Here is a 20493-nt window from a genome sequence, read left to right as displayed (position 1 = left end):
CGGGGAGGTTCCCCGCGGCGCACCCACGTCTAGCCCATCGGGTAGGCGCGCCCGATCCAGACCTCCGCGTCCTCGCGGGTCAGGTGCTCCGGCTGGAACGTGCCCGCGCCGACCACCACGCCGAGGTCGAACAGCAGCGCCGCCTGCTCCTGGGAGTGCACGCCGTACGAGCCGACCTTCACACCCAGTTCCTCCGCCCGCTCGACCAGCTGCCGGACGTTGCGCTTGGCCCACTCCGGCGGCTTCTCCACGTCGAGGGCGTCGACGATCGGGCCGGTCAGCATCACGGCGGGCGCGGGCACCTCCAGCGCCGGGACCAGTTCGAGGTCCGGCAGGCCGGTGATGGTGAGGATGAACAGCACGCCGAGGCCCGCCAGCCGGTCGATCGACTCGATCAGGTCGCCGCGCTCGTCGAGCAGGGACGTCGCGTCGGCGCAGAGCATCAGGTGTCGCGGTTCGAGGCCGTGCTGCTCGAGTTCGGTGGTGACGATGCCGACGAGGTCGCTGTCGATCGCCATCCGCGGCGGCAGGGTGAGGCACACCATCGGCGCGTCCGCCCCGAACCTGGCCCGCCAGTCCGCCGTGGTCGCCAGCGCCTCGGCCAGCAGGAACCGGCCGAGCGGCACGGTCATGCCGGTCGTGTCGGCGAGCGGGTGGAAGACCTCGGCGCGGAGCCTGCCGAGTTCCGGGTGGTTCCAGCGCAGCGCGGCGTTGAGCGAGGTCACGATCCCGGCGTCGGGCAGCACGACGTGCGGTTGGTAGGCCACCACCATCTCGCCGGTCTCCAGCGCGCCCGCGATGGCGCAGGCCAGCCGGTAGCGCTCGCGGGCCACCTTGCCCGACACGGGGTCGAACAGCACCCACTGCGCCTTGCCGAGCTCCTTCGCCCGGTGCAGGGCGACCTCCGCGGACCGCATGGCCTCGGCGTGGTCCGCGCCCGGCACGTCGACGAGGACGATCCCAACGCTGGCGCTCACCCCGACGCCGACGCCCTCGTCCACGTAGACCGGCTTGGCCAGTTCCTCGATCGTCGCCTCGGTCAGCGCCACCACCACGTCCGGCGTCAGCTCGCCGCGCAGCGCCACCGCGAACACGTCGCCGAACAGCCGCGCGATGAACGCCTGGTGGTCGGTGAAGACCGAGCGCAGGGCGTTCGCGACCCGGCGCAGCACCAGGTCGGCCGTGCCGCCGCCCAGGCCGTCGTTCACCACCCGGAACCCGTCGACGTCCAGGAGCAGCAGCGCGACCCGCTCCGCGCCGCCGGTGACGACCATCGCCTCCAGCTTGGAGCGCAGGTGAGCGGCGTTGGGCAGGCCGGTCAGCGAGTCGTGCAGGCTCTGGTGCTCGAACGTCTCCTGGAGCAGGTGCAGCTCGTGGGTGTCCTCGAACATGAAGACCGGGTCGCCGTCGTCGGGGAGCGTCGTGGTCGACAGCCGGACGGTCCTGGTGTCGCCGTCGGCGGCGGACACCTCGATGTGGTCGCGGGTCCGCGCCCCCACCTCGGTGCTGTCGTCGAGGGCCGCGCGCAGTTCGGCCTGGTCGCGGTCGGCCGCGCCGAGGTCGGCGATGGGCGTGCCGAGTGGATCGGATTCCGCTGAATACCCGGTCAACCGCAAAAATGCGGGATTCGTCGCGGAGATGATTCCCCGCCGATCGGTGAGCGCCACCGCGATCGGGCAGTTCCGGTAGAACTCCGCGAATCGTTCCGCGGCGTGGTCGCCCCCGGTCCGGACTTCGCGCGCGAGTGCGACCACCAGCGATTCCAGTTCGGCTGGATCGGCATCGCGCAGAGCGGCCGCCCACCTGCGGGCGAACCGCAACGATTCCGGTGCCACCTCCGGCTCCGGCACAGTTCACCTCTTCGCCCGTGTCACGTGATTCCGGGCCCACTGTGGCGAAATACTTCGCTGCGCGGTGAGGCCTTACGGCAATCGTGGGATTCGACCACGGTCCGGTCTCGGCGGTCCATCACCCAAGAGGGTGTAAACGCCGCGCGCTTTACCCGGACGGCCCAGCGCGAGCACACCATCCGGGACTGTCCGGGGTCGCGTGGACTGCCCGACAATCGAGCCATGCGTGAAAAAGCCGAAGAAGACGACTTACCCGGCATTCTGGTCGTGGGGGCCGGAATCGCCGGGCTGACCGCGGCGCGGGCGCTGCGCGACGCCGGTCACCCCGTGACCGTGCTGGAGGCGCGGGACCGCGTCGGCGGCCGGATCTGGACGGACGAGCACGGCGTCGACCTCGGCGCGCACTGGATCCACGGCACCGACGGCAACCCGATCACCGAGCTGGTCGAGGACCTGGGCATCCCGTTCAGCTACGTCGGCGGCGACAGCGCGTACACCGGCGGTTTCGACAGCCTCGACCTGTTCGGCGCGGACCACCGCGCGACCGACCACCGGCGCAAGAGCCGCACCCTGGAACTGGCCGACGACGTGCTGCACGAGCTGGAGCAGCGCGCCGCGACCGCGCGAAAGGGGCAGCACCCGGACGTCCCGCTCGGCGAGGCCGTTCGCCAGGTCCTCGCCGAACGTCGACTGTCCTCCGAGGACGAGCAGGCGGTGCGCTTCCACCTCAACGTGATCCTCCGCGAGGACGTGGGGGAGGACGCGGACAAGCTGTCGCTGAAGTTCTGGGAGGACGGCTACCTGGTCTACGGGCACGGCGACAGCACCCTGCACCAGGGCTACCAGTCCGTCGTGGACGCCCTCGCCGACGGCGTGGACGTCAGGCTGCGCCACGTGGTCACCCGGATCGCCACCGGGCCGGGGTCGGTGCGGGTCACCACCGACCGGGGCGATTTCGAGGCCGCCAGGGTGCTGGTGACCGTGCCGCTCGGGGTGCTGAAGGCCGGGGTGGTGGAGTTCGAGCCGCCGTTGCCGGAGGTCAAGCGCTCGGCGATCGCCCGGCTGGGCTTCGGCACGCTCAACAAGATCGCCCTGCACTACCCGGAACCGTTCTGGCCCAGGGACCAGTACGTGTTCGGCTACCTGTGCCGCGACACCGACCGGTACCCCACCGTGGTGATCAGCATGTGGAAGTCGCACGGCAAACCGGTCCTGGTGATGCTGCTCGGCGCGTCGCTCGGCCGGGAGATGGAGACGTGGTCCGAAGAGGACGTCTCCGCCTACGCCACGACCGTCGTCGGCGACATCTTCAGCGCCGACGCGCCCGCGCCGGACCACGTCTCGCGGACCGCGTGGTCCACCGACCCGTTCGCCCTGGGCTCGTACACGTGCATCGGCGTCGACTCCTCGTCGGCGGACGTCGCCACGCTCGCCGAACCGGTCGGCGACCGGCTGTTCTTCGCGGGCGAGGGCACGAACCCGTACCACTGGGGCTGCGTGCACAGCGCGTACGAGTCCGGCAGGCGCGAGGCCGCGCGGATCAGCGGCGACCAGACCCTGTACGCCCCGCCGAGCGCCGGGGCGTCCCGCCGCCAGACGCGCAACACGGACCGGATGCTGCGGTTCGTGCGGATGCGGATGACGCACCTCAGCGAGCGGGAGCTGGCGGAGCGGGTGGCGTGCCTGCGCGAGGGCGAGGACCCCCACGGCGTGCGGCTGTTCGCCTCGCTGGCCGACTCCGAGCTGGAGACGCTGGCGTCGATGTTCGACGAGATCCCTTACACGACAGGCGATTCCCTCTGCCGCGAGGACGACGAGGCCCACGGCCTGTTCCTCGTCGTGAGCGGCCGGGTCGAGGTCGACTTCGGGGGCATCTACGACCGAGCGGTCCTCGGCCGTGGCGCACTGCTCGGCCACCACGACCTGTTCTTCCACGCCCGCACCACCACGGTCACCGCCCTGACCGACGACGTCGTGGCCTACTACCTCGACCACTACCGGTACCAGAGCTTCCTCTACGCCTTCCCGGACACCATGATGCTCATGCTGACGGACCTGGTAACCCGCTGGGAACAACTGGAAACCGCCCTGGGCGCAACAACCCTGGCCGCCGCGAGGAGGGGGACGGGAACGGCCTAGGGGGTGTCAGGCGGCGGGGTAGACGAAGCCCTCGTCGCGGACGTACGTGTAGCCGACGGCGGTCTGGTCGGCGGCGCAGCGGTCGGTCGCGCAGGTCGCGTTGTCCTCGCGGTCGGCGTTCCAGAACAGGCGCAGGGGGACCGTGCCGGGGCGTTGGGAGCTGTAGACGAAGCCCTCGTCGCGCAGGAAGGTGTAGCCCACCTCGAGCTGCTGGTTGACGCACGAGTCGGTGCCGCAGGTGACGACGTCGCCCCGACCCTCGTTCCAGTACGTCTTCAACGGCACCGTGCCGTCCTCGCGGGTGGCGAGCACGCGGCCCTCCACTTGGGCGAGGGCGTAGTCGCCGCGGTTCTTGCCCAGGCAGTCCTCGCTGGCGCAGGTGGCGTTGTCCTCCAGCTTGCCGCTCCAGTACAGCCGCAGGTCCTTGCGCGCGGCGGGGGCCGGTGTCGTGGTCGTCGTGACCGGCGGTGGCGTCGTGGTGGTCGGGGCGGAACTGGTGGTCGCCGGCTTCGACGACGACGTGGTGGCGGGGTTGCCGCTCGCGGTGCCGGACAGCGGCCACTTCTGCCACAGCACCGCCCCACCGGCCAGCAGCGCCACGACGACCGCCACCGCGCCCACCACGGCCCACCGCGGACCTCGACGGGCAGGCGGTTCGGGGTAGCCGCCGGACGCCTGCTCCACCGCCGGGAAGATCGAGGTGGAACTCGGCCGCGGCACGGCCACGCGGACCGTGCGCTCCGACTCCGACACGTCCCGCGGACCCGCGGGCAGGAAGCGGGCCACGGCGGACCGCTGGTCGTCGATCATCCGGTGCACGGCGGGCAGCCACGGGCGCACCGACGGCGGCACGGGGTGCGCCAGGTCGAGCACGTGCTCGGGGCTGGGGCGCTTGGCCGGGTCCTTCTCCAGGCACCGCTCCACGATCAGCCGCACCCGCGGCGGCAGCGCCGACAGGTCGGGGCGAACGCTCACCACGTTGTTCAACGTCTGCAACGTCGACGCGCCCGCGAACGGGCTCCGGCCGGTGCACGCGGCGGCGAGCACCGCGCCCAGGGAGAACACGTCGCTGGCCGGGCCGAGCGTGCCGGACACGGCCTGCTCCGGCGACATGAAGCCGGGCGACCCGATCATCGAGCCCGTGTGGGTGAGGTTGTTGTCGGTGTCGTCCACGGCCTTGGCGATGCCGAAGTCGATCACCCGCAGGCCGTCGTCGGTCAGCAGCACGTTGGAGGGCTTGAGGTCCCGGTGCACCAGCCCGACGCGGTGGATCTCCAGCAGCGCCGTCGCCAGTCCGGCCGCGAGCCGCAGCGCGGACTCCTCCGGCAGCGGCCCGGCCGTCGCCACGGCCTCCTGCAACGAGGGGCCCGGCACGAACACCGACGCCAGCCAGGGCACCTCCGCGTTCGCGTCGGACCCGACCACGGCGGCCGTGTAGGCCCCGGAGACCTTCCCGGACGCCTCCACCTCCCGGCTGAAGCGGCCGCGGAACCCCTCGTCCTGGACGAGCGCGCCGTGGATCAGCTTGACCGCGACCAGCCGCCCGTCCGGCCCGGACCCCAGCAGCACGCGGCCCATGCCGCCCCGGCCGAGTTCCGCGAGGATCCGGTACCGGCCGATCGTCGTCGGGTCGGACGCACCGAGCGGCTTCACGACAACCCCTTCGAGCAGGTGTGCCGGCGCCGGGGATCCGCGCGCCGCGGCGATCGTCCCGCGCGGAGCGCGCCCCGGTGGGATCGCGCCCATCCTACGATGATCGACTTCGCGGCGGTGACCGGTGCGGCCGGTGTTTCCGGACCAGGCCGGGGATCGCGGCGCAGACCGATCGGTCGGTCAGCGCTCCTCGGCCGTCGCGCGCATCACCTTCCACACGGCGGCCACGTCGCTCCGCTCGGTCGGTTCCGCGCCGACCGACACCCGGACCGACCAGCGGCCGTCCAGCAGCGACGGCGTGATGAGCGCCGCGCCGGACGCGTTCACCGCGTCCACCCACTTCAGCGTGTGGGCATCCAGTTCGGCCCCGTCGGTGAGGTGCGCGGGCTCGTGGCGCAGGCACACGGTTTGCAGCGTCACGGGAGCCAGCACGCGCCATTCCGGCGTCGCCTCGGCCTCCTGCTCCAGCCACCGGGCGTTGGCGAGGTCGCGGCGCAGGCGGTCCTGGATCGCCTGCACGCCGTCGAGTCGCAGCTGGAACCAGAGCTTGAGGGCGCGGAAACGGCGTCCCAGCGGGATTCCCCAGTCCTTGTACTGCGTGACCTCTCCGTCCACAGTGGACCGCAGGTAGGACGGGTTGGTGGACATGACCCGCACCAGGTGTTCCGGGTCGGCGACGTAGAGCAGGGCGCAGTCCAGGACGGTGCCCATCCACTTGTGCGGGTTCCACGACAGCGAGTCCGCGCCCTCGACGCCGTCGACCATCCACCGCATCTCCGGGAGCAGCAGCGCGGACCCGGCCATCGCCGCGTCGACGTGCACCCACATCCCGTGCGCCTTCGCGATCGGCACGATCTCGGCGAGGGGGTCCATCGCGGTGGTGCCGGTGGTGCCGACGCTCGCCACGACGGCAGCGGGCCGCCTGCCCGCGGCCACGTCCGCGGCCACTGCCTCGGCCAGCGCCGCGGGGGACATCGCGCGGGTCCACGGGTCGGTCCCGACCAGGCGCAGGTTGTCCGTGCCGAACCCGGCGAGCGCCACGGCCTTGGCCACCGACGAGTGGGCCTGCTCGGTCGTGTAGACGGTGAGCGGGGCGTCCTCGGCCTGGAGGCCGCCGCGCGACTCCGAGTAGCCGGTCGTCCGCTCCCGCGCGGCCAGCAGCGCCACGAGGCAGGCGGTGGACGCGGTGTCGTGGATGGCGCCCCGCCACGACGCGGGCAGCCCGGTGAGGTCGCGCAGCCACTCGACCACGACCTCCTCGACCTCGGTCAACGCCGGGGCGGACTGCCAGGTGATGCCCAGCGCGCCGAGACCGGACGTGGCGATGTCGCCCAGCACGGAGCTGAGCGTCGCGTTGGAGGGGAACCAGCCGAAGTACCGGGGGTGCTGCATCTGGGTGATGCCCGGCACCACGATCCGGTCGAGGTCGCCCAGCACCGCGCCGAACCCCTCCGGCTCGGTGGGGGCGCTCGCCGTCAGCTGCGCCGCCACCTCGCCGGGCTTGACCTGCGCCTGGACCGGCAGCTCCGGGACCCGGAGCCGGTAGTCGGCGATCCAGTCGACCAGCTCGTGCGCGGCTTCGCGGAATTCGTCCGGTGTCATGCGTTCCCTCGATCGACGGTCGTGGCGGAGGCGTCCGCGGGGTTCCGAGCAGCGTTATTCTACGACGGTAGAGCCATCCGGAACACGGGGGAGGAGGAGCATGCCGAGGCTGGTGGACCACGCCGAGCGCCGTCGCGCGATCCTCGAGGTGACCTGGCGGCTCATCGCCACCGAGGGGCCGGACGCCGCCACGATGCGGGAGATCGCCCGGCAGGCCGGCTACGCCAACGGCGCGCTCGCGCACTACTTCCCCAACAAGGAAGCCCTGATCGAGGCCGCGTACGTCTACGTGTCCGAGCAGACCGACCTCCGCATCCGCGCCGCGACCTCCGGCAAGCGCGGCCTGGAGGCCCTGCGGGTGTTCCTGGTGGAACTCGTGCCGACGACCGAGGTCACCCGGCTCGAAGCCCGGATCGTCCTGCCGTTCTGGAGCCGGACCGTCACCGACGAGGCGCTGGCGGGCACCAGCGACGACCGGATGCGGCGGTGGCGCGAGGACCTCACGAACCTGCTCGGCCAAGCCCGCGAGGACGGCGAGGTGCGCGCGTCCGCGCCCGACGCCGTGCTCGCCGAACAGCTCCTGGCCATGGCCATGGGGATGCAGGTCCTCGCCCTGCTGCCCGACCACCCGACCACGCCCGACCTCCAGCTGCGGGTGGTCGACGAGCACCTGCGCGGCCTGGCTACCGGGTGAGCGCGGCGATCAGCGCGTCCGCCATGGGGCCGCTGGACGCCGGGTTCTGGCCGGTGACCAGGTTCCCGTCGACGACGGTGAACGCCTGGTAGGCCGGTCCGCCGGAGTGCTCCGCGCCCTTCTCCCGCAGCGTGCTCGCCAACAGCCACGGCGCGGCCTCGGCCGTGCCGAACAGCTGTTCCTCCTCGTCGGTGAACGCCGTCATCCGCCGCCCGGCGAACACCCACCTCCCGTCGGCGTCGACGGCGGACAGCAGACCGGCGGGCCCGTGGCAGACGGCCCCGATGAGCGTCCCGGACGCGTCCGCGGCGGTGAGCAGCCGACCGAGGTCGGCGTCCCGGTAGAGGTCGACCACGGGCCCGTGCCCGCCGGGCAGCACCACGGCGGCGTAGTCGTTGACGTCGACCTCGTCGAGCTTGAGCAGCGGCCCGTACTCGCGCAGGGCCCGCTCGGCGTGCTCCACGTGGTGCGCGCAGTCCGGTCCGGCGATCTCCGGGTCGGCGCTGTGGGCGTCGAGCGGCTGGAGGACGCCGCCGGGGGAGGCGAAGTCGACGGTGAGGCCCGCCGCGACGAACCTCTCGTGCGGCGCGGCGAGTTCCTCGGCCCAGTAGCCGGTGGGGTAGGACGAGCCGTCGGTGCGCTCCCAGGTGTCGGCGGCGGACAGGACGATGAGGATCTTGGTCACGAGCTGGCTCCTTCGGTGTTCGGCTGCTTCGAGCCTGGTCCACGGGTAAGCGCCGCGGCGGCTCATCTCGCGCCCTGTGCGACCTCGGACTCCGCTGACGAGGACTCGGAGGTCCACTCGGGAACGGCGGGGTTCGGGGACAATGGCGGCCGTGGTCAACCGCGAACTCGCCGACTTCCTGCGCCGGGCCCGTGGCCAGGTCGACCCGTCACGGGCGGGCCTGCCGCCGGACGGCCGCGTGCGCCGGGTGCCCGGTCTGCGGCGCGAGGAGGTCGCGCTGCTGGCGGGCGTGTCCACCGACTACTACGCCCGCCTCGAACAGGGCAGGCGCATCACGCCGTCGGCTGGCGTGGTCGAGGCGATCGGCCGCGCGCTCGGCCTCGACGCCGCCGGGAAGGCGCACCTCGACGACCTCCTCGGCCTGACCACGACCACCCGGCGGCGGTCAAGGGGTGTCCAACGCGTGCGGCCGGGGCTCTACCAGCTGCTCGACGCCCTCGACGGCGAGCCCGCGTTGATCCTCGGCCGCCGCACGGACGTGCTGGCCGCCAACCGGATGGCGAAGGCGTTGTTCACCGACTTCGACCGGCTGCCGCCGAAGCAGCGCAACTACGCGCGCTGGATGTTCCTCGACGACGACGCCCGCTCCCTGTTCGTGGACTGGGAGGACCACGCCCGCGCCGCGGTCGAGAGCCTCCGGCTGGACGTCGGCCGCGATCCCGCCGACGACGCCACGACCGCCCTCGTCGCCGAGTTGCGCGCCCACAGCCGCGAGTTCGACCAGTGGTGGGAGCGGCACCGGGTGCACCAGCGCACCCACGGCGCGAAACGCCTGCGCCACCCGCTGGTCGGCGAGTTGGACGTCGACTACGAGACCCTCACCCTGCCCGGCGACCCCGACACGACCCTGTTCGTCTACACCACGCCCGCCGGGTCACCCGCCCGGCGGGCCATGGACCTGCTGGCGAGCTGGACGGGTGACCGGGTTCCGTTCCCGAGTTGACGGCGTCACGTCCCGGCGGGGACGTGGGTGGTGAACCGCAGGTTCGCGTCGTCCCGCACGGGCGCGCGGCGCAGCAGCCTCACGTCGGAGTGGTAGTCCATGGACGTCAGCCACGGGGCCCGGTCGCCTTGCCGGGGCAGCTCGCCGATCGCCCGCTGGATGTAGCCCGCGGCGAAGTCGAGGAACGGCCGGGTCGGCATCGCGGTGTCGGGGACGGTCGGGACGCAGACGTCGTGGCCGTGCTCGTCCATGTGCGCGAGCAGGCGGCAGAACTGCTCGCACAGGAGACCGACCTTGAGCGTCCAGGACGACGTGGTGTAGCCGACCGCGAACGCCAGGTTGGGGACGCCGGACAGCATCATCCCCTTGTACGCCACCGTGTCCGCCAGCCGGACCGGCTCGCCGTCGACCGCGACGCCGACGCCGCCGAAGGGCCGCACGTTCAGCCCGGTCGCCGTGACGACCACGTCCGCCTCCAGCGCGCGGCCGGACTCCAGCAGCACCTCCGACGCGGTGAACCCGGTGATCCGGTCGGTGACCACCGACGCCGTGCCCTCGCGGATCGCGGTGAACAGGTCGCCGTCGGGCACCAGGCACAGCCGCTGGTCCCACGGGTCGTACGGCGGGTTGAAGTGCTCGTCGACCGGATAGCCCGCCGGGAGCTGCTTGGTGTTGATCCAGCGGATCAGCCTGCGGGCCTGGCGCGGGAAATGGCGGCACAGCCACCAGATCGCCCGCTGCTGCGCGATGTTCTTGCGCCGGACGAGCCGGTACGCGCGCTCCTCGCCGAGCAGCGTCCGCAGCCGGTTGCCGAGGGCGTCCTTCGACGGCACCGGAAGGATGTAGCTCGGCGTGCGCTGGAGCATCGTGACGTGCGCGGCGGTGGCGGCCAGTGCCGGGACCAGCGTGACGGCGGTGGCCCCGCTGCCGATCACGACCACCCGCTTGCCCGCGCAGTCGAGGTCCTCCGGCCAGTGCTGGGGGTGCACCACGGGCCCGGCGAAGTGCTCGCGACCGGGGAACGCCGGGCTGAAGCCCTCGTCGTAGCGGTAGTAGCCGGTGGCGAAGAACAGCCAGGACGCCGTGAGCGTCACGGGTTCGCCGATGTCGGTCCGGTCGACCTCGACGGTCCACCGGCCGTCCACACCGGACCAGGCCACGCCCCGAACGTGGTGGTGGAACCGGGTGTTGCGGTCGATGCCGTGCTCCTCGGCGGTCTCCCGCAGGTAGGCGAGGATCTTGTCGGCGCCCGCGATGGCGTGCTCGTCCCGCCACGGCTTGAACTCGTAGCCGAACGTGTGCAGGTCGGAGTCCGAGCGGACGCCGGGGTAGCGGAACAGGTCCCACGTGCCGCCGCCCGCCGCACGCCCCTCCAGGACGGCGTAGGTCCGGTCCGGGTGGTCGCGGTGGAGGTAGTGCGCCGCGCCGATGCCCGAGATGCCCGCGCCGATGATCAGGACGTCGAGGTGCTCCACTGGGGACGTGGTCATGTGACTGGCTCCCTGGCGTCGGTCGGACCGAGGCCTCCAGGGTGTGCGTCCCCTCGCCGGACGACAAGGGCCGGGCGGCGGTACCACACCGCGGTGGTGCCCGTCCACGATCCGGGAATCGACGGAAATGGTGTGAGTGAAATCGCTCCATTCGCCGTCGGATACCACAAATCGCGATTCACGGGATGTGATCCCGGATAGCAGGACGAAGTGCGCCTCCCGATCATCGACTCCTATTGTTGCCGCCGCGTCACGAATTGGCGCGTGCTGGTTTCGAAACGAAGGGTCGGCGATGTCCGAGCAACTCATTGAAGCGCCGAAGAAGCGAACGGGACTGTTCGCGGTGATCGGCGTGGTGGTCCTGGTGCTGGTCGCGGGCGTGGTGTTCGCCGTCACCCGAGGCGGGGACGACGCGAAAGCCGTCCGGATCGGCGTGGTCGGCGCGAGCGACCCGTACTGGGCCACCTACGTGAAAGCGGCGGCGGACAACGGCATCAAGGTCGAGGTGGTCGACTTCACCGACTACGCGCAGCCGAACCCGGCGCTGGCCGAGGGCGAGATCGACCTGAACCAGTTCCAGCACGTCGTGTACCTCGCGGACTACAACGTCTCGAACAAGAAGAACCTCGTTCCCGTCGGCGCGACGGCGATCTACCCGTTGGGCCTGTACTCGAAGAAGTTCGACTCGGCGGCCGGGATTCCGGCGGGCGCGACCGTGGCGGTCCCGAACGACGCGAGCAACCAGGGCCGCGGCCTGCTGGTGCTCCAGTCGGCGGGGCTGATCAAGCTCAAGTCCGGCGGCACGATCTTCTCCGACCTGAGCGACGTCGACGAGTCCGCGTCCAAGGTGAAGGTCACGGCGCTCGACGCCGCGCTGACCGCCACCTCGCTGGACGACCTGGCCGCGGCGATCATCAACAACGACTTCGTCGAGAAGGCGGGCCTGTCCTTCGACAAGGCCATCGCCAAGGACGACCCGGCCGACCCGAAGGCCGTCCCGTACGTGAACATCTTCGCCGCGCGCGAGCAGGACAAGGACAACCCGACCTACACCAAGCTCGTCGAGATCTACCAGAACAGCCAGGACGTGCGCGACGGCGTGAAGGAGGTCTCCGGCGGCACGGCGGTGTTCGCCAAGACCTCGGCCGACGACCTGCGCAAGTCGCTGACCGAGGTCGAGAAGATCACCGCGGAGAAGAAGAAGTAGCCCCGTGGCCATCATCGAACTGGACAACGTGTCCAAGGTCTTCCCGCGCGCTCACCGGGGCGCGACCCCGGTGAGCGCGGTGGAGGACGTGACGCTGCACGTCGAGGCGGGCGAGATCGCGGGCGTCATCGGCTACTCCGGCGCGGGCAAGTCCACGCTGGTCCGGCTGATCAACGCGCTGGAGAAGACGACCTCCGGCACGATCACCGTCGACGGCACGCGGATCACCGGCCTGTCCGAGCGCCGCCTCCAGCGGGTGCGCCTGGGCATCGGCATGATCTTCCAGCAGTTCAACCTGTTCTCCTCGCGCACGGTGTGGGGCAACATCGCCTACCCGTTGCAGATCGCCGGGGTGCCGAAGGACCAGCACCAGCGGCGCGTGTCGGAGCTGCTGCACTTCGTCGGGCTGGCCGACAAGGCGCACAGCTACCCCGACCAGCTCTCCGGCGGCCAGAAGCAGCGGGTCGGCATCGCGCGGGCGTTGGCGACGTCGCCGAAGGTGCTGCTCGCCGACGAGGCCACGAGCGCGCTCGACCCGGAGACGACGCAGGACGTGCTGCGGCTGCTGAAGAAGGTCAACGTCGAGCTGGGCATCACCACGGTGGTGATCACCCACGAGATGGAGGTCGTCAAGAGCATCGCCGACCGGGTCGTGGTGATGGAGCGGGGGAGGGTCGTCGAGGACGGCTCGGCGTTCGACGTGTTCGCCCACCCGAAGCACCCCACGACCAAGCGGTTCGTCGGCACGCTGGTCGCCGACGTCCCCACCGGCGCGACCCTGGAGTCGTTGCGCGCCAACCACCCCGGCCGCCTGGTGACGCTGGCGTTCCACGACGACTCGTTGCCCCAGTCGCGGGCGTTCGCCGAACTGGCAGCGAGCGGCGTCGAGTTCGAACTCGTCCACGGCGGCATGGAGGACGTCCAGGGCCGGTCGTTCGGCAACCTCACCCTGGCGCTGCGCGGTCCGGACGACGCCATCGACAGCGCGCTCGGCCGCCTCCGGGTCGGCCTGTCCGCGACCGAGGTGGCGTGATGGACCGCCTGGTCGAACTCCAGGGGCTGTTCTGGCAGTCGACCCTGGAGACGCTCTACATCGTCGGCATCACGCTGGCGTTCGGCGGGGTCGGCGGCCTGCTCATCGGTGTGGCGCTCTACATCACCCGCAAGAACGGCCTGCTGGCCAACGCGCCGGTGTCGATCGCGCTGAACCTGCTGGTGAACTTCTTCCGCCCCATCCCGTTCGTCATCTTCATCGGCGCGGTCCAACCGCTGGCCCGGCTCGTCGTGGGCATCGGCATCGGCAACAAGGCGATCATCTTCGCCCTCTCGCTGGCCGCGGCGTTCGGCATCGGCCGCATCGTCGAGCAGAACCTGGTCGGCGTCGACCCCGGTGTCATCGAGGCGGCCAGGGCCATGGGCGCGAGCCGCCCGCGCATCATCGTCGGCGTCCTCATCCCCGAGGCCCTCGGCCCGCTGATCCTCGGCTACACGTTCGTGTTCGTCGCCCTGGTCGACATGTCCGCCATCGCGGGCGTCATCGGCGGCGGCGGCCTCGGCAACTTCGCCCTGGTCTACGGCTACCGCCAGTTCAACCCGGCGGTCACGTGGGGGGCGGTGATCGCCATCGTCGTCATCGTCCAGGTAGCCCAGTTCGCCGGGAACCTCCTGGCCCGCAAGGTCCTCCGCCGCTGACCCGCGTCACCCCGGAGGGGGAGACGGGGTAGGACCGAGGAGGGAAGATCGAGACCGCCGGACTTCCTACGGTTCCGACATGGCCCTGCCCCGTTCCCGCGTGGTCGCCCTCGTGATCACCGCCGGTCTCCTGCTCTCGCTCGGCTACCTGGCCGTGCGACCCCCGTCGACCCTCGCCGTCCCCGACGGGGCCAGAGCGGGCTCACTCGCCCTGCACGAGTGCGACTACGACACCGAGGCCGGGTCCGTCGCGGCCGACTGCGGCACGCTCGTGGTGCCGGAGACCCGACGTGACCCGGCGTCGGACCTGATCGCGCTGCCGGTGATCCGGATCAAGGCCGCCTCCGGCGGATCCGGCACCCCGGTCTTCCGCCTGGGAGGCGGCCCCGGCGCCACGAACCTCGGCTTCCGGGAGGCCAGCAGGCTCAACGCCACCCGAGACGTGGTCCTCGTCGGCTACCGCGGCGTCGACGGCTCACGCAGGCTGGACTGCCCCGAGGTCGTCGGCGCCATGCACGCCGCCGACGACCTGACCAGCCCCAAGGCCCTGCCCGCCACCACCCGCGCCTTCACGCTGTGCAAGGACCGCCTCCAACGGGACGGCGTCGACCTCACCGCCTACTCGGTCACCGACCGCGTCGAGGACATGGAATCCGCCCGTACCGCCCTGGGCTACCCGAAGATCGACCTGCTCAGCTCCAGCGCGGGCACCCGCACCGCCATGGTCTACTCCTGGCGCCACCCGGACTCGCTGCGCCGCTCCGCGATGGTCTCGGTCAACCCGCCAGGCCACCTCCTCTGGGACCCGCGCATCACCGACTCCCAGTTCGCCCAGTACACGAAGCTGTGCCAAGCCGACACCACCTGCGCCGCCCGCACCCCGGACCTCGCCGCCACCGTCCGCGCCACCGCCACGAACATCCCCGAACGCTGGGGCCCTTTCCGGATCAAGGACACCACCGTCCGCGTCCTGAGCCAGTACGCCATGCACCACAACGGCCGAGGCTCGGCCCCGAACAACGCCCCGACCGTGCTGGACGCCTACCTCAGCGGCGATCCCGGCGCACTGTGGGCCATGTCCGTCCTCGGCGACGCCGCCCTACCCGGCTCGATCGTCTGGGGCGAGTTCGCCTCGTTCGCCATGCTCGACGCCCCCGCTGCCCGCAGCTACTACGAGGCAGGCGGCGACCCCGGCTCGATCCTGGGCAACGCCTCGACCGACTTCCTCTGGACCGGCCCCGAGGGCTTTTCCACCGTCTGGCCGGACAGCCCCGACAACGCCCAGTACCGCACAGTCCGTCAAAGCGACGTCGAAACCCTCCTGGTCAGCGGCTCGGTCGACTTCTCCACCCCGTCCCAACTCGCCACCACCGAACTCCTACCCTCCCTGTCCCGAGGCAAGCAGGTGATCCTCCCCGAACTGGGCCACACCGCCGACTTCTGGGAACACCGCCCGGAAGCAAGCGCCCACCTGCTGACAACGTTCTTCGACAGGGGAGAGGCGGACGCCTCCCACTTCGACACCCGCCCGGTCGACTTCACCGCCGTCCCCCTGACCATGTCCACGATCGCGAAGCTCCTAGTAGCCGTCACCACCACCATCACAGCCCTGGCCCTGCTCCTCCTCACCGCGATGGCCCTCCGCCGCCGCAAGAACGGCGGCTTCAGCCCCCGCACAGGCACCTGGCTCCGCGTACTGACGACCATCCCGCTAGGCCTGGGCGGCTGGTTCCTCGGCGTACTCACGGTCTGGACCATCAACCCGGACGACTACGTGGCCAGCACCACCGCCACCGCCCCCGGCGTGAGCCTGCTGATCGGCATCGGCACCTACCTGGCCTGGGCACCCCGCGACCTCCCACGCCCACTCCGCCGAGCAGCCCTAGCCGCGTCCATCGGCGCAGCACTTGTAGGCGCGGTACTGGGCTCCGCCGCCACCACGGACCTCATCTCCCCAGCCACCACCATCCTCGGCGCGGCAGCAGCGGCCAACCTCGCCCTCCTGGTCCTCGCCTCCTCCACCCGAGTCCACGAAGCCCGACACCCACTCCCCACCGCCCCCTGATGACGCCCACAACCCCCGGTCCGCTCGTGCGATGCTGGTCGTGACGACGGATCGGGGGTTGGCGCATGGCGTCGAAGAGCAAGGGGAGCATCGCGCCCTACGTGGCACTGGTGCTGGCGGTGATCATCTTCGTACCAGCCCTCCGCGAAGCGGTCCTCGGCTGGCTACCCCCGCTGATCGACGCGCTGAAGGACCTCAACCCGTTCCGCTCCTGACCCCCACGTGCACTAGTTTGCGTCGGGTGCCGACCAACGAGGAGATCGTCCGCCACCACGTCCCGGACCCGAACGAGGACCCGTGGGTCCAGGGACCGCCCCAACCCGAGACGGTCGTGCTGACCCCGTACACCCCGGCCTGGCCCCTGCGCTACATCGCCCTGGCCGCGGGAATCCGCTCGGCACTCGGCGATGTCGTCCTGGACCTCGACCACGTCGGCTCCACCTCCGTCGAGGGCCTGGCCGCCAAGGACGTGATCGACATCGTCCTGACCGTCGCCGACCCCCGCGACGAGGACAAGTACGTCCCGGCCCTGGTCGACCTCGGCTACGTCCACACCGTGCGCGAGTCGTCGTTCCACGAACACCGCCTCCTCAAGCTCGCCGACCCCCACGCCAACCTGCACGTGTTCGGCCCGGACAGCCCAGAAACGATCCGCCTGCGCATGTTCCGAGACTGGCTGCGCGCCAACCCGGACGACCGCGACCTCTACCAGCGCGCAAAGCAGGCGGCCATCCCCGGCGGCGGCCGGGTCATGGACTACAACGCCCGCAAGGAATCCACGATCCGCGAGATCTACGACCGCCTCTTCCACGCCGCAGGCCTGCTCTAGACACCAGCAAGGGCCGAGTCAGCATCGGCAACGGCCAAATCGGCGTTCATCCGAGCCCCGCCAACGCCCCGGCAGCAGCGGAAGTCCCCACCTGCGCATTCGGCTCACCAGCATTCCCCGCCACCCACACCCCAGGCACCGAGATGGCTCCCGCAGGACCGCTCACCACTCGCCGCCCCATCCCACCGGCCAACTCCTCCATCTCCAACCCCACCAGGCAATTCTTCTTGCACCTCAGCAACCATGAGCACCCCTTCCTCCGTCCGCTGCAACACCACCGACAGTAGGCACCCCTTGCTCAAAGGGCATAACATCATGCCTATGACGCAAGACAATGGCGACATGGACAGCCTCGTACGCAAACGGATCCGCGCCCTCCGGGTAGCACAGGGCTGGTCTCTAGAAGAACTGGCCACCAGAGCCAACGTCAGCCAATCCACCCTGAGCCGCATCGAGAACGGCCAACGCCGCCTAGTCCTCGATCAACTGGTCACCTTGGCCCGCGCCCTCGACACCACCCTCGACCAACTCGTCGAAACCGCCACCGACGACGTCATCACCAGCCCGATCATCGACGGCGCACACGGCCTCCTGCGCTGGCCGGTCAAAGCGGACCCAGGCATGTCAGTGGTACGCCAACGCATGACCACGCCACCCCCGGACACCACCGCCCGCCTCCGAGCCCACCCAGGCCGCGAATGGCTCGTGGTCCTCTCCGGCACAGCCGTACTACTGCTGGGCAACCGCCGCTTCCGCATGGAAACCAACCAGGCGGCAGAGTTCCCGACCATGCTCCCGCACGCCATCGGCGCGGAGGGCGGCCCGTGCGAAATCCTCGGCATCTTCGACCGAGACGCCCGCAAGGGCCACCAACGCCCGGACGACGACCACTGACCTTGCGCGCCCAGCACCCCCACCAAGCATCTTCTTGCGCACTCCGGGATCCCCCTGCCATTTCCGCTTGATCGACTTACCGTGCCCCCATGACCCACGCACCCCACCACCACAACCACGACCCACACACCCACGGCCAAGCCGACCTCCTGGACATGGACGCCGAGGTGCTGTCCGACCACCTCGCCTCCATCGCAGCCTGGCTCCCGGTAAACAAAGACGTGCGCCACGTGGTGGACCTGGGCAGCGGCACAGGCGCGGGCACCTTCGCCCTACTGGCCCACTTCCCCCAAGCCGAGGTAACAGCGGTCGACGCCTCAGAACCCCACCTGACCAGACTCCGCTACAAGGCCGCCTCCCAAGGCCTGACAAACCGAGTCCACACGATCCACACCGACCTGGACGCCGACTGGCCCACCCTCGGCTCACCAGACCTGATCTGGGCCTCCGGCTACCTCCACCACGCAGCCACCCCAGACCAAACCCTCCGCAAGATCCACAACCTCCTCCCCCCAGGCGGCCTGTTCGCCCTGGTGGAAATGGCAGGCTTCCCCCGCTTCCTCCCCCCAGACGCCCCCGAAGACCGCCCAGGCCTGGAAGAACGCTGCCACGCAGCAAGGTCCCACCAAGACGCAACCCACGTTCCCCACAGAGGCGCAGACTGGACCCCAATGCTCACAGCCGCCGGTTTCACAGTGGAGAACAAGCTCGTAGTCCCACTAACCATCACCGCCAAAGACAATCCCGCAGTAGCCCACTACGCACTAACCGGCCTGAAGCGCCTAAGCGCCAACGTCTCAGACTCCCTGGACACCGCCGACCAGCAGTCTTTGGCCCGCCTACTGGACACCAAGGCCCCAACCAGCCTCCTCAACCGCCCCGACCTGGCCCTACGCACCGAACGAACGATCTGGGCCGCCCGCCGCCCCTAAATCTCTCTCTTCTGCTCTAAAACTCGCACCGGGATCAACTGCCTGGGCCCTTTTGGGCCCCCGGCCGCCACTCGCACCGCGCACCAACCGCACCATGCCGGCAGGTTCTTTTAACCCCCACCCCGGCCAACCCCCGATTGTTTTTGCGCCCCCACCCTCTTTCGCTTTGTCAAGCCGTCTTTCCAGGCTTGACAAAGCGAAAGAGGGTGGGATAATTGGCGCAATCGGGGGTTCGCCCAAACGCCGGACCCAGCTCACGGTCGGCACGCGAACCACCCCACCTGAGCCAAAGTGGCACCACCATGGCTTGCACATGGCGCCACTGATGTGCCACAGTAGCGCCATGGACTTGACCACCTACGTAGACAACCTCGGCCGCGAACTAGCCCTCCTAGCCGAGAGCGGCGGCGAAGACGCCCGCGCGCTGGTCGAGCGCCTGAGCACCTCCCTGGAGTCGGCCATCCGCCTGACCCTCCTGGAAACCCTCTCCGCAGCGGCGGACGAAATCACCCTCGACCTGGCCCCAGGCTCAGTGGAACTCCGCCTCCGCGGCCGCGACCCGAACTTCGTAGTCACCCTCCCCCCAAGCGACCACCCCCAAGACCAGCAGCCCGCCGCAACGCCACGCCAAGAAGAACTGACGATCACCGAAGACGGCGCGACATCCAGGATCAACGTCCGCCTCCCCGAACAACTCAAGTCGGCGATCGAAGAAGCCGCCTCCCAAGAGGGCCGCTCGGTCAACGCCTGGCTGGTAAGGGCAGCAACCTCCGCCCTCAACCCCCAGCCCCTTCGCCCCGACACCCCAACCGGCAAACGAGGCCAAAACCGCTTCACCGGCTGGGTCCAGTAGTTCAAGCCTCCCACCAGCCAAAACACCCACAACTCACCCTCCAAGGGGACAGCCATGCCCATTTTCGACACCCCAACCCCCATCGAAGCCACCATCGACCTCTACAGCGGCGACGTCCGAGTAACCGCCACCAACCGCACCGACACCGTCGTGGAAATCCACCCGAGCGACACCACCGACGCCAGCGACATCCACGCCGCCGAACAAACCCGAGTCGAGTTCCAGGACGGCAAGCTCCTCATCAAGTCCTCCCGCCCCCGCGCCCTCCCCAGCCTCCGCAAGACCCGCTCCGTCCAGGTCCACGTCCAACTCCCCACCGGTTCACAGGTCCGCGGCGACACCGGCATGGGCGACCTCCGCCTCACCGGCCACCTGGGGGAGTGCAGGCTCAAGTCCGGCCTCGGCAACGTCGAGGCCGACCACACCGGCCCCCTCCGCCTCCACACCTCCACCGGCAACGTCACCGTCGACGAGGTCACCGGCGACGCCGACATCTCCACCGCCTCCGGCACCCTCACCGTCAACCAGGTCTCCGGCACCGCGACCGTCAAGAACTCCAACGGCCCCACCACCATCGGCCACGTCGGCGGCGACCTCCGCACCCGCTCCTCCAACGGCGACATCTCCGTCACCCAAGCCGCCGCGGGCGTAGACGCGAAAACCGCCAACGGAGCCATCCGCATCGGCGAGGTCCGCAGCGGCTCGGTCGTCCTCAAATCCTCCATGGGCGACATCGAGGTAGGCATCGGCGAGGACACCGCGGCCTGGCTCGACGTCAACACCTCCAGCGGCCGCGTCCGCAACTCGCTCGACGAGTCGCCCGCCCGCCCCGACCGCTCGCTGACGGTCGAGGTCCGCGCGCAGACCTCGTTCGGCGACATCACGATCCACCGCTCCTGACCACG

General features: G+C 70.4%; 18 protein-coding genes. 13 read left to right on the top strand and 5 right to left on the bottom strand.

Features of this window, described 5'->3' with window-relative positions; all coding sequences use genetic code 11:
- Window positions 1-29 precede the first annotated feature (29 nt).
- Entirely contained in the window at window positions 30-1850 is a 1821-nt protein-coding gene (locus ACFWW9_RS19350; RefSeq protein ID WP_390379251.1) for an EAL domain-containing protein, read from the bottom strand.
- A 222-nt stretch (window positions 1851-2072) separates the two neighbouring features.
- Between ACFWW9_RS19350 and ACFWW9_RS19345 the strand changes: the two genes are divergently transcribed.
- Window positions 2073-3989, top strand: coding sequence for an FAD-dependent oxidoreductase (locus ACFWW9_RS19345; RefSeq protein WP_390379248.1), 1917 nt, complete (start codon window positions 2073-2075; stop codon window positions 3987-3989).
- A gap of 6 nt (window positions 3990-3995) precedes the next feature.
- On the opposite strand, the gene ACFWW9_RS19340 is transcribed toward ACFWW9_RS19345, so the two are convergent.
- Together ACFWW9_RS19340 and ACFWW9_RS19335 are read right to left on the bottom strand one after the other, a co-directional pair.
- The gene (locus tag ACFWW9_RS19340; RefSeq protein WP_390379245.1) at window positions 3996-5642 is read right to left on the bottom strand and encodes a serine/threonine-protein kinase; all 1647 of its coding nucleotides are present in this window, start codon (window positions 5640-5642) and stop codon (window positions 3996-3998) included.
- Window positions 5643-5822: 180 nt separating this feature from the next.
- Window positions 5823-7244, bottom strand: a complete 1422-nt coding sequence (locus tag ACFWW9_RS19335; RefSeq protein ID WP_390379242.1) for a pyridoxal phosphate-dependent decarboxylase family protein — start codon at window positions 7242-7244, stop codon at window positions 5823-5825.
- A gap of 100 nt (window positions 7245-7344) precedes the next feature.
- On the opposite strand from ACFWW9_RS19335, the gene ACFWW9_RS19330 reads away from it, so the two are divergent.
- Window positions 7345-7938, top strand: a complete 594-nt coding sequence (locus ACFWW9_RS19330; RefSeq protein ID WP_390379239.1) for a TetR/AcrR family transcriptional regulator — start codon at window positions 7345-7347, stop codon at window positions 7936-7938.
- On the opposite strand, the gene ACFWW9_RS19325 is transcribed toward ACFWW9_RS19330, so the two are convergent.
- A complete protein-coding gene (locus ACFWW9_RS19325; RefSeq protein WP_390379236.1) occupies window positions 7928-8623 on the bottom strand; it encodes a type 1 glutamine amidotransferase domain-containing protein in 696 nt (231 codons plus the stop codon). The two genes, ACFWW9_RS19330 and ACFWW9_RS19325, sit on opposite strands and share 11 nt — an antisense overlap.
- Before the next feature lie 142 nt (window positions 8624-8765).
- On the opposite strand from ACFWW9_RS19325, the gene ACFWW9_RS19320 reads away from it, so the two are divergent.
- Window positions 8766-9626 (top strand): helix-turn-helix domain-containing protein, encoded by an 861-nt coding sequence (locus ACFWW9_RS19320; protein ID WP_390379233.1) that lies wholly within the window; start codon window positions 8766-8768, stop codon window positions 9624-9626.
- A 5-nt stretch (window positions 9627-9631) separates the two neighbouring features.
- Here the strand turns inward: ACFWW9_RS19320 and ACFWW9_RS19315 are convergent, their stop codons facing one another.
- Window positions 9632-11116, bottom strand: a complete 1485-nt coding sequence (locus ACFWW9_RS19315; RefSeq protein ID WP_390379230.1) for a flavin-containing monooxygenase — start codon at window positions 11114-11116, stop codon at window positions 9632-9634.
- A 292-nt stretch (window positions 11117-11408) separates the two neighbouring features.
- Here ACFWW9_RS19315 and ACFWW9_RS19310 point away from each other — a divergent pair, with 292 nt between their 5' ends.
- The 10 genes from ACFWW9_RS19310 (at window position 11409) to ACFWW9_RS19265 (ending at window position 20488) form a co-directional block, all read left to right on the top strand.
- Window positions 11409-12323 carry a MetQ/NlpA family ABC transporter substrate-binding protein gene (locus ACFWW9_RS19310; RefSeq protein ID WP_390379227.1) on the top strand — a complete coding sequence of 305 codons (915 nt, stop codon included), beginning with the start codon at window positions 11409-11411 and terminating at the stop codon, window positions 12321-12323.
- 4 nt (window positions 12324-12327) lie between these two features.
- Window positions 12328-13356 carry a methionine ABC transporter ATP-binding protein gene (locus tag ACFWW9_RS19305; protein ID WP_390379224.1) on the top strand — a complete coding sequence of 343 codons (1029 nt, stop codon included), beginning with the start codon at window positions 12328-12330 and terminating at the stop codon, window positions 13354-13356.
- Window positions 13356-14015 carry a methionine ABC transporter permease gene (locus ACFWW9_RS19300; RefSeq protein ID WP_390379221.1) on the top strand — a complete coding sequence of 220 codons (660 nt, stop codon included), beginning with the start codon at window positions 13356-13358 and terminating at the stop codon, window positions 14013-14015. The genes ACFWW9_RS19305 and ACFWW9_RS19300 overlap by 1 nt, the downstream gene beginning before the upstream one ends.
- A 79-nt stretch (window positions 14016-14094) precedes the next feature.
- The gene (locus ACFWW9_RS19295) at window positions 14095-16080 is read left to right on the top strand and encodes a hypothetical protein (protein WP_390379218.1); all 1986 of its coding nucleotides are present in this window, start codon (window positions 14095-14097) and stop codon (window positions 16078-16080) included.
- Window positions 16081-16145: 65 nt separating this feature from the next.
- Window positions 16146-16295, top strand: a complete 150-nt coding sequence (locus ACFWW9_RS19290; protein WP_390379215.1) for a hypothetical protein — start codon at window positions 16146-16148, stop codon at window positions 16293-16295.
- A 26-nt stretch (window positions 16296-16321) separates the two neighbouring features.
- Window positions 16322-16909 carry a GrpB family protein gene (locus tag ACFWW9_RS19285; protein ID WP_390379212.1) on the top strand — a complete coding sequence of 196 codons (588 nt, stop codon included), beginning with the start codon at window positions 16322-16324 and terminating at the stop codon, window positions 16907-16909.
- A 342-nt stretch (window positions 16910-17251) separates the two neighbouring features.
- Complete coding sequence (locus tag ACFWW9_RS19280; protein ID WP_390379209.1) at window positions 17252-17803, top strand: helix-turn-helix domain-containing protein; 552 nt, start codon at window positions 17252-17254, stop codon at window positions 17801-17803.
- Window positions 17804-17892: 89 nt separating this feature from the next.
- Complete coding sequence (locus ACFWW9_RS19275) at window positions 17893-18735, top strand: class I SAM-dependent methyltransferase (protein WP_390379206.1); 843 nt, start codon at window positions 17893-17895, stop codon at window positions 18733-18735.
- A gap of 343 nt (window positions 18736-19078) precedes the next feature.
- Complete coding sequence (locus ACFWW9_RS19270; protein ID WP_390379203.1) at window positions 19079-19588, top strand: DUF1778 domain-containing protein; 510 nt, start codon at window positions 19079-19081, stop codon at window positions 19586-19588.
- A 54-nt stretch (window positions 19589-19642) separates the two neighbouring features.
- Window positions 19643-20488: a DUF4097 domain-containing protein gene (locus ACFWW9_RS19265; RefSeq protein WP_390379201.1), complete on the top strand. Its 846-nt coding sequence runs from the start codon at window positions 19643-19645 to the stop codon at window positions 20486-20488.
- The last annotated feature ends 5 nt before the right edge of the window (window positions 20489-20493 follow it).

The sequence above is a fragment of the Umezawaea sp. NPDC059074 genome, from assembly GCF_042738955.1.
GTDB lineage: Bacteria > Actinomycetota > Actinomycetes > Mycobacteriales > Pseudonocardiaceae > Umezawaea.
The sequence above is the reverse complement of the archived record's forward strand: the minus strand, read 5'-3'. Positions and strand labels throughout refer to the sequence as shown.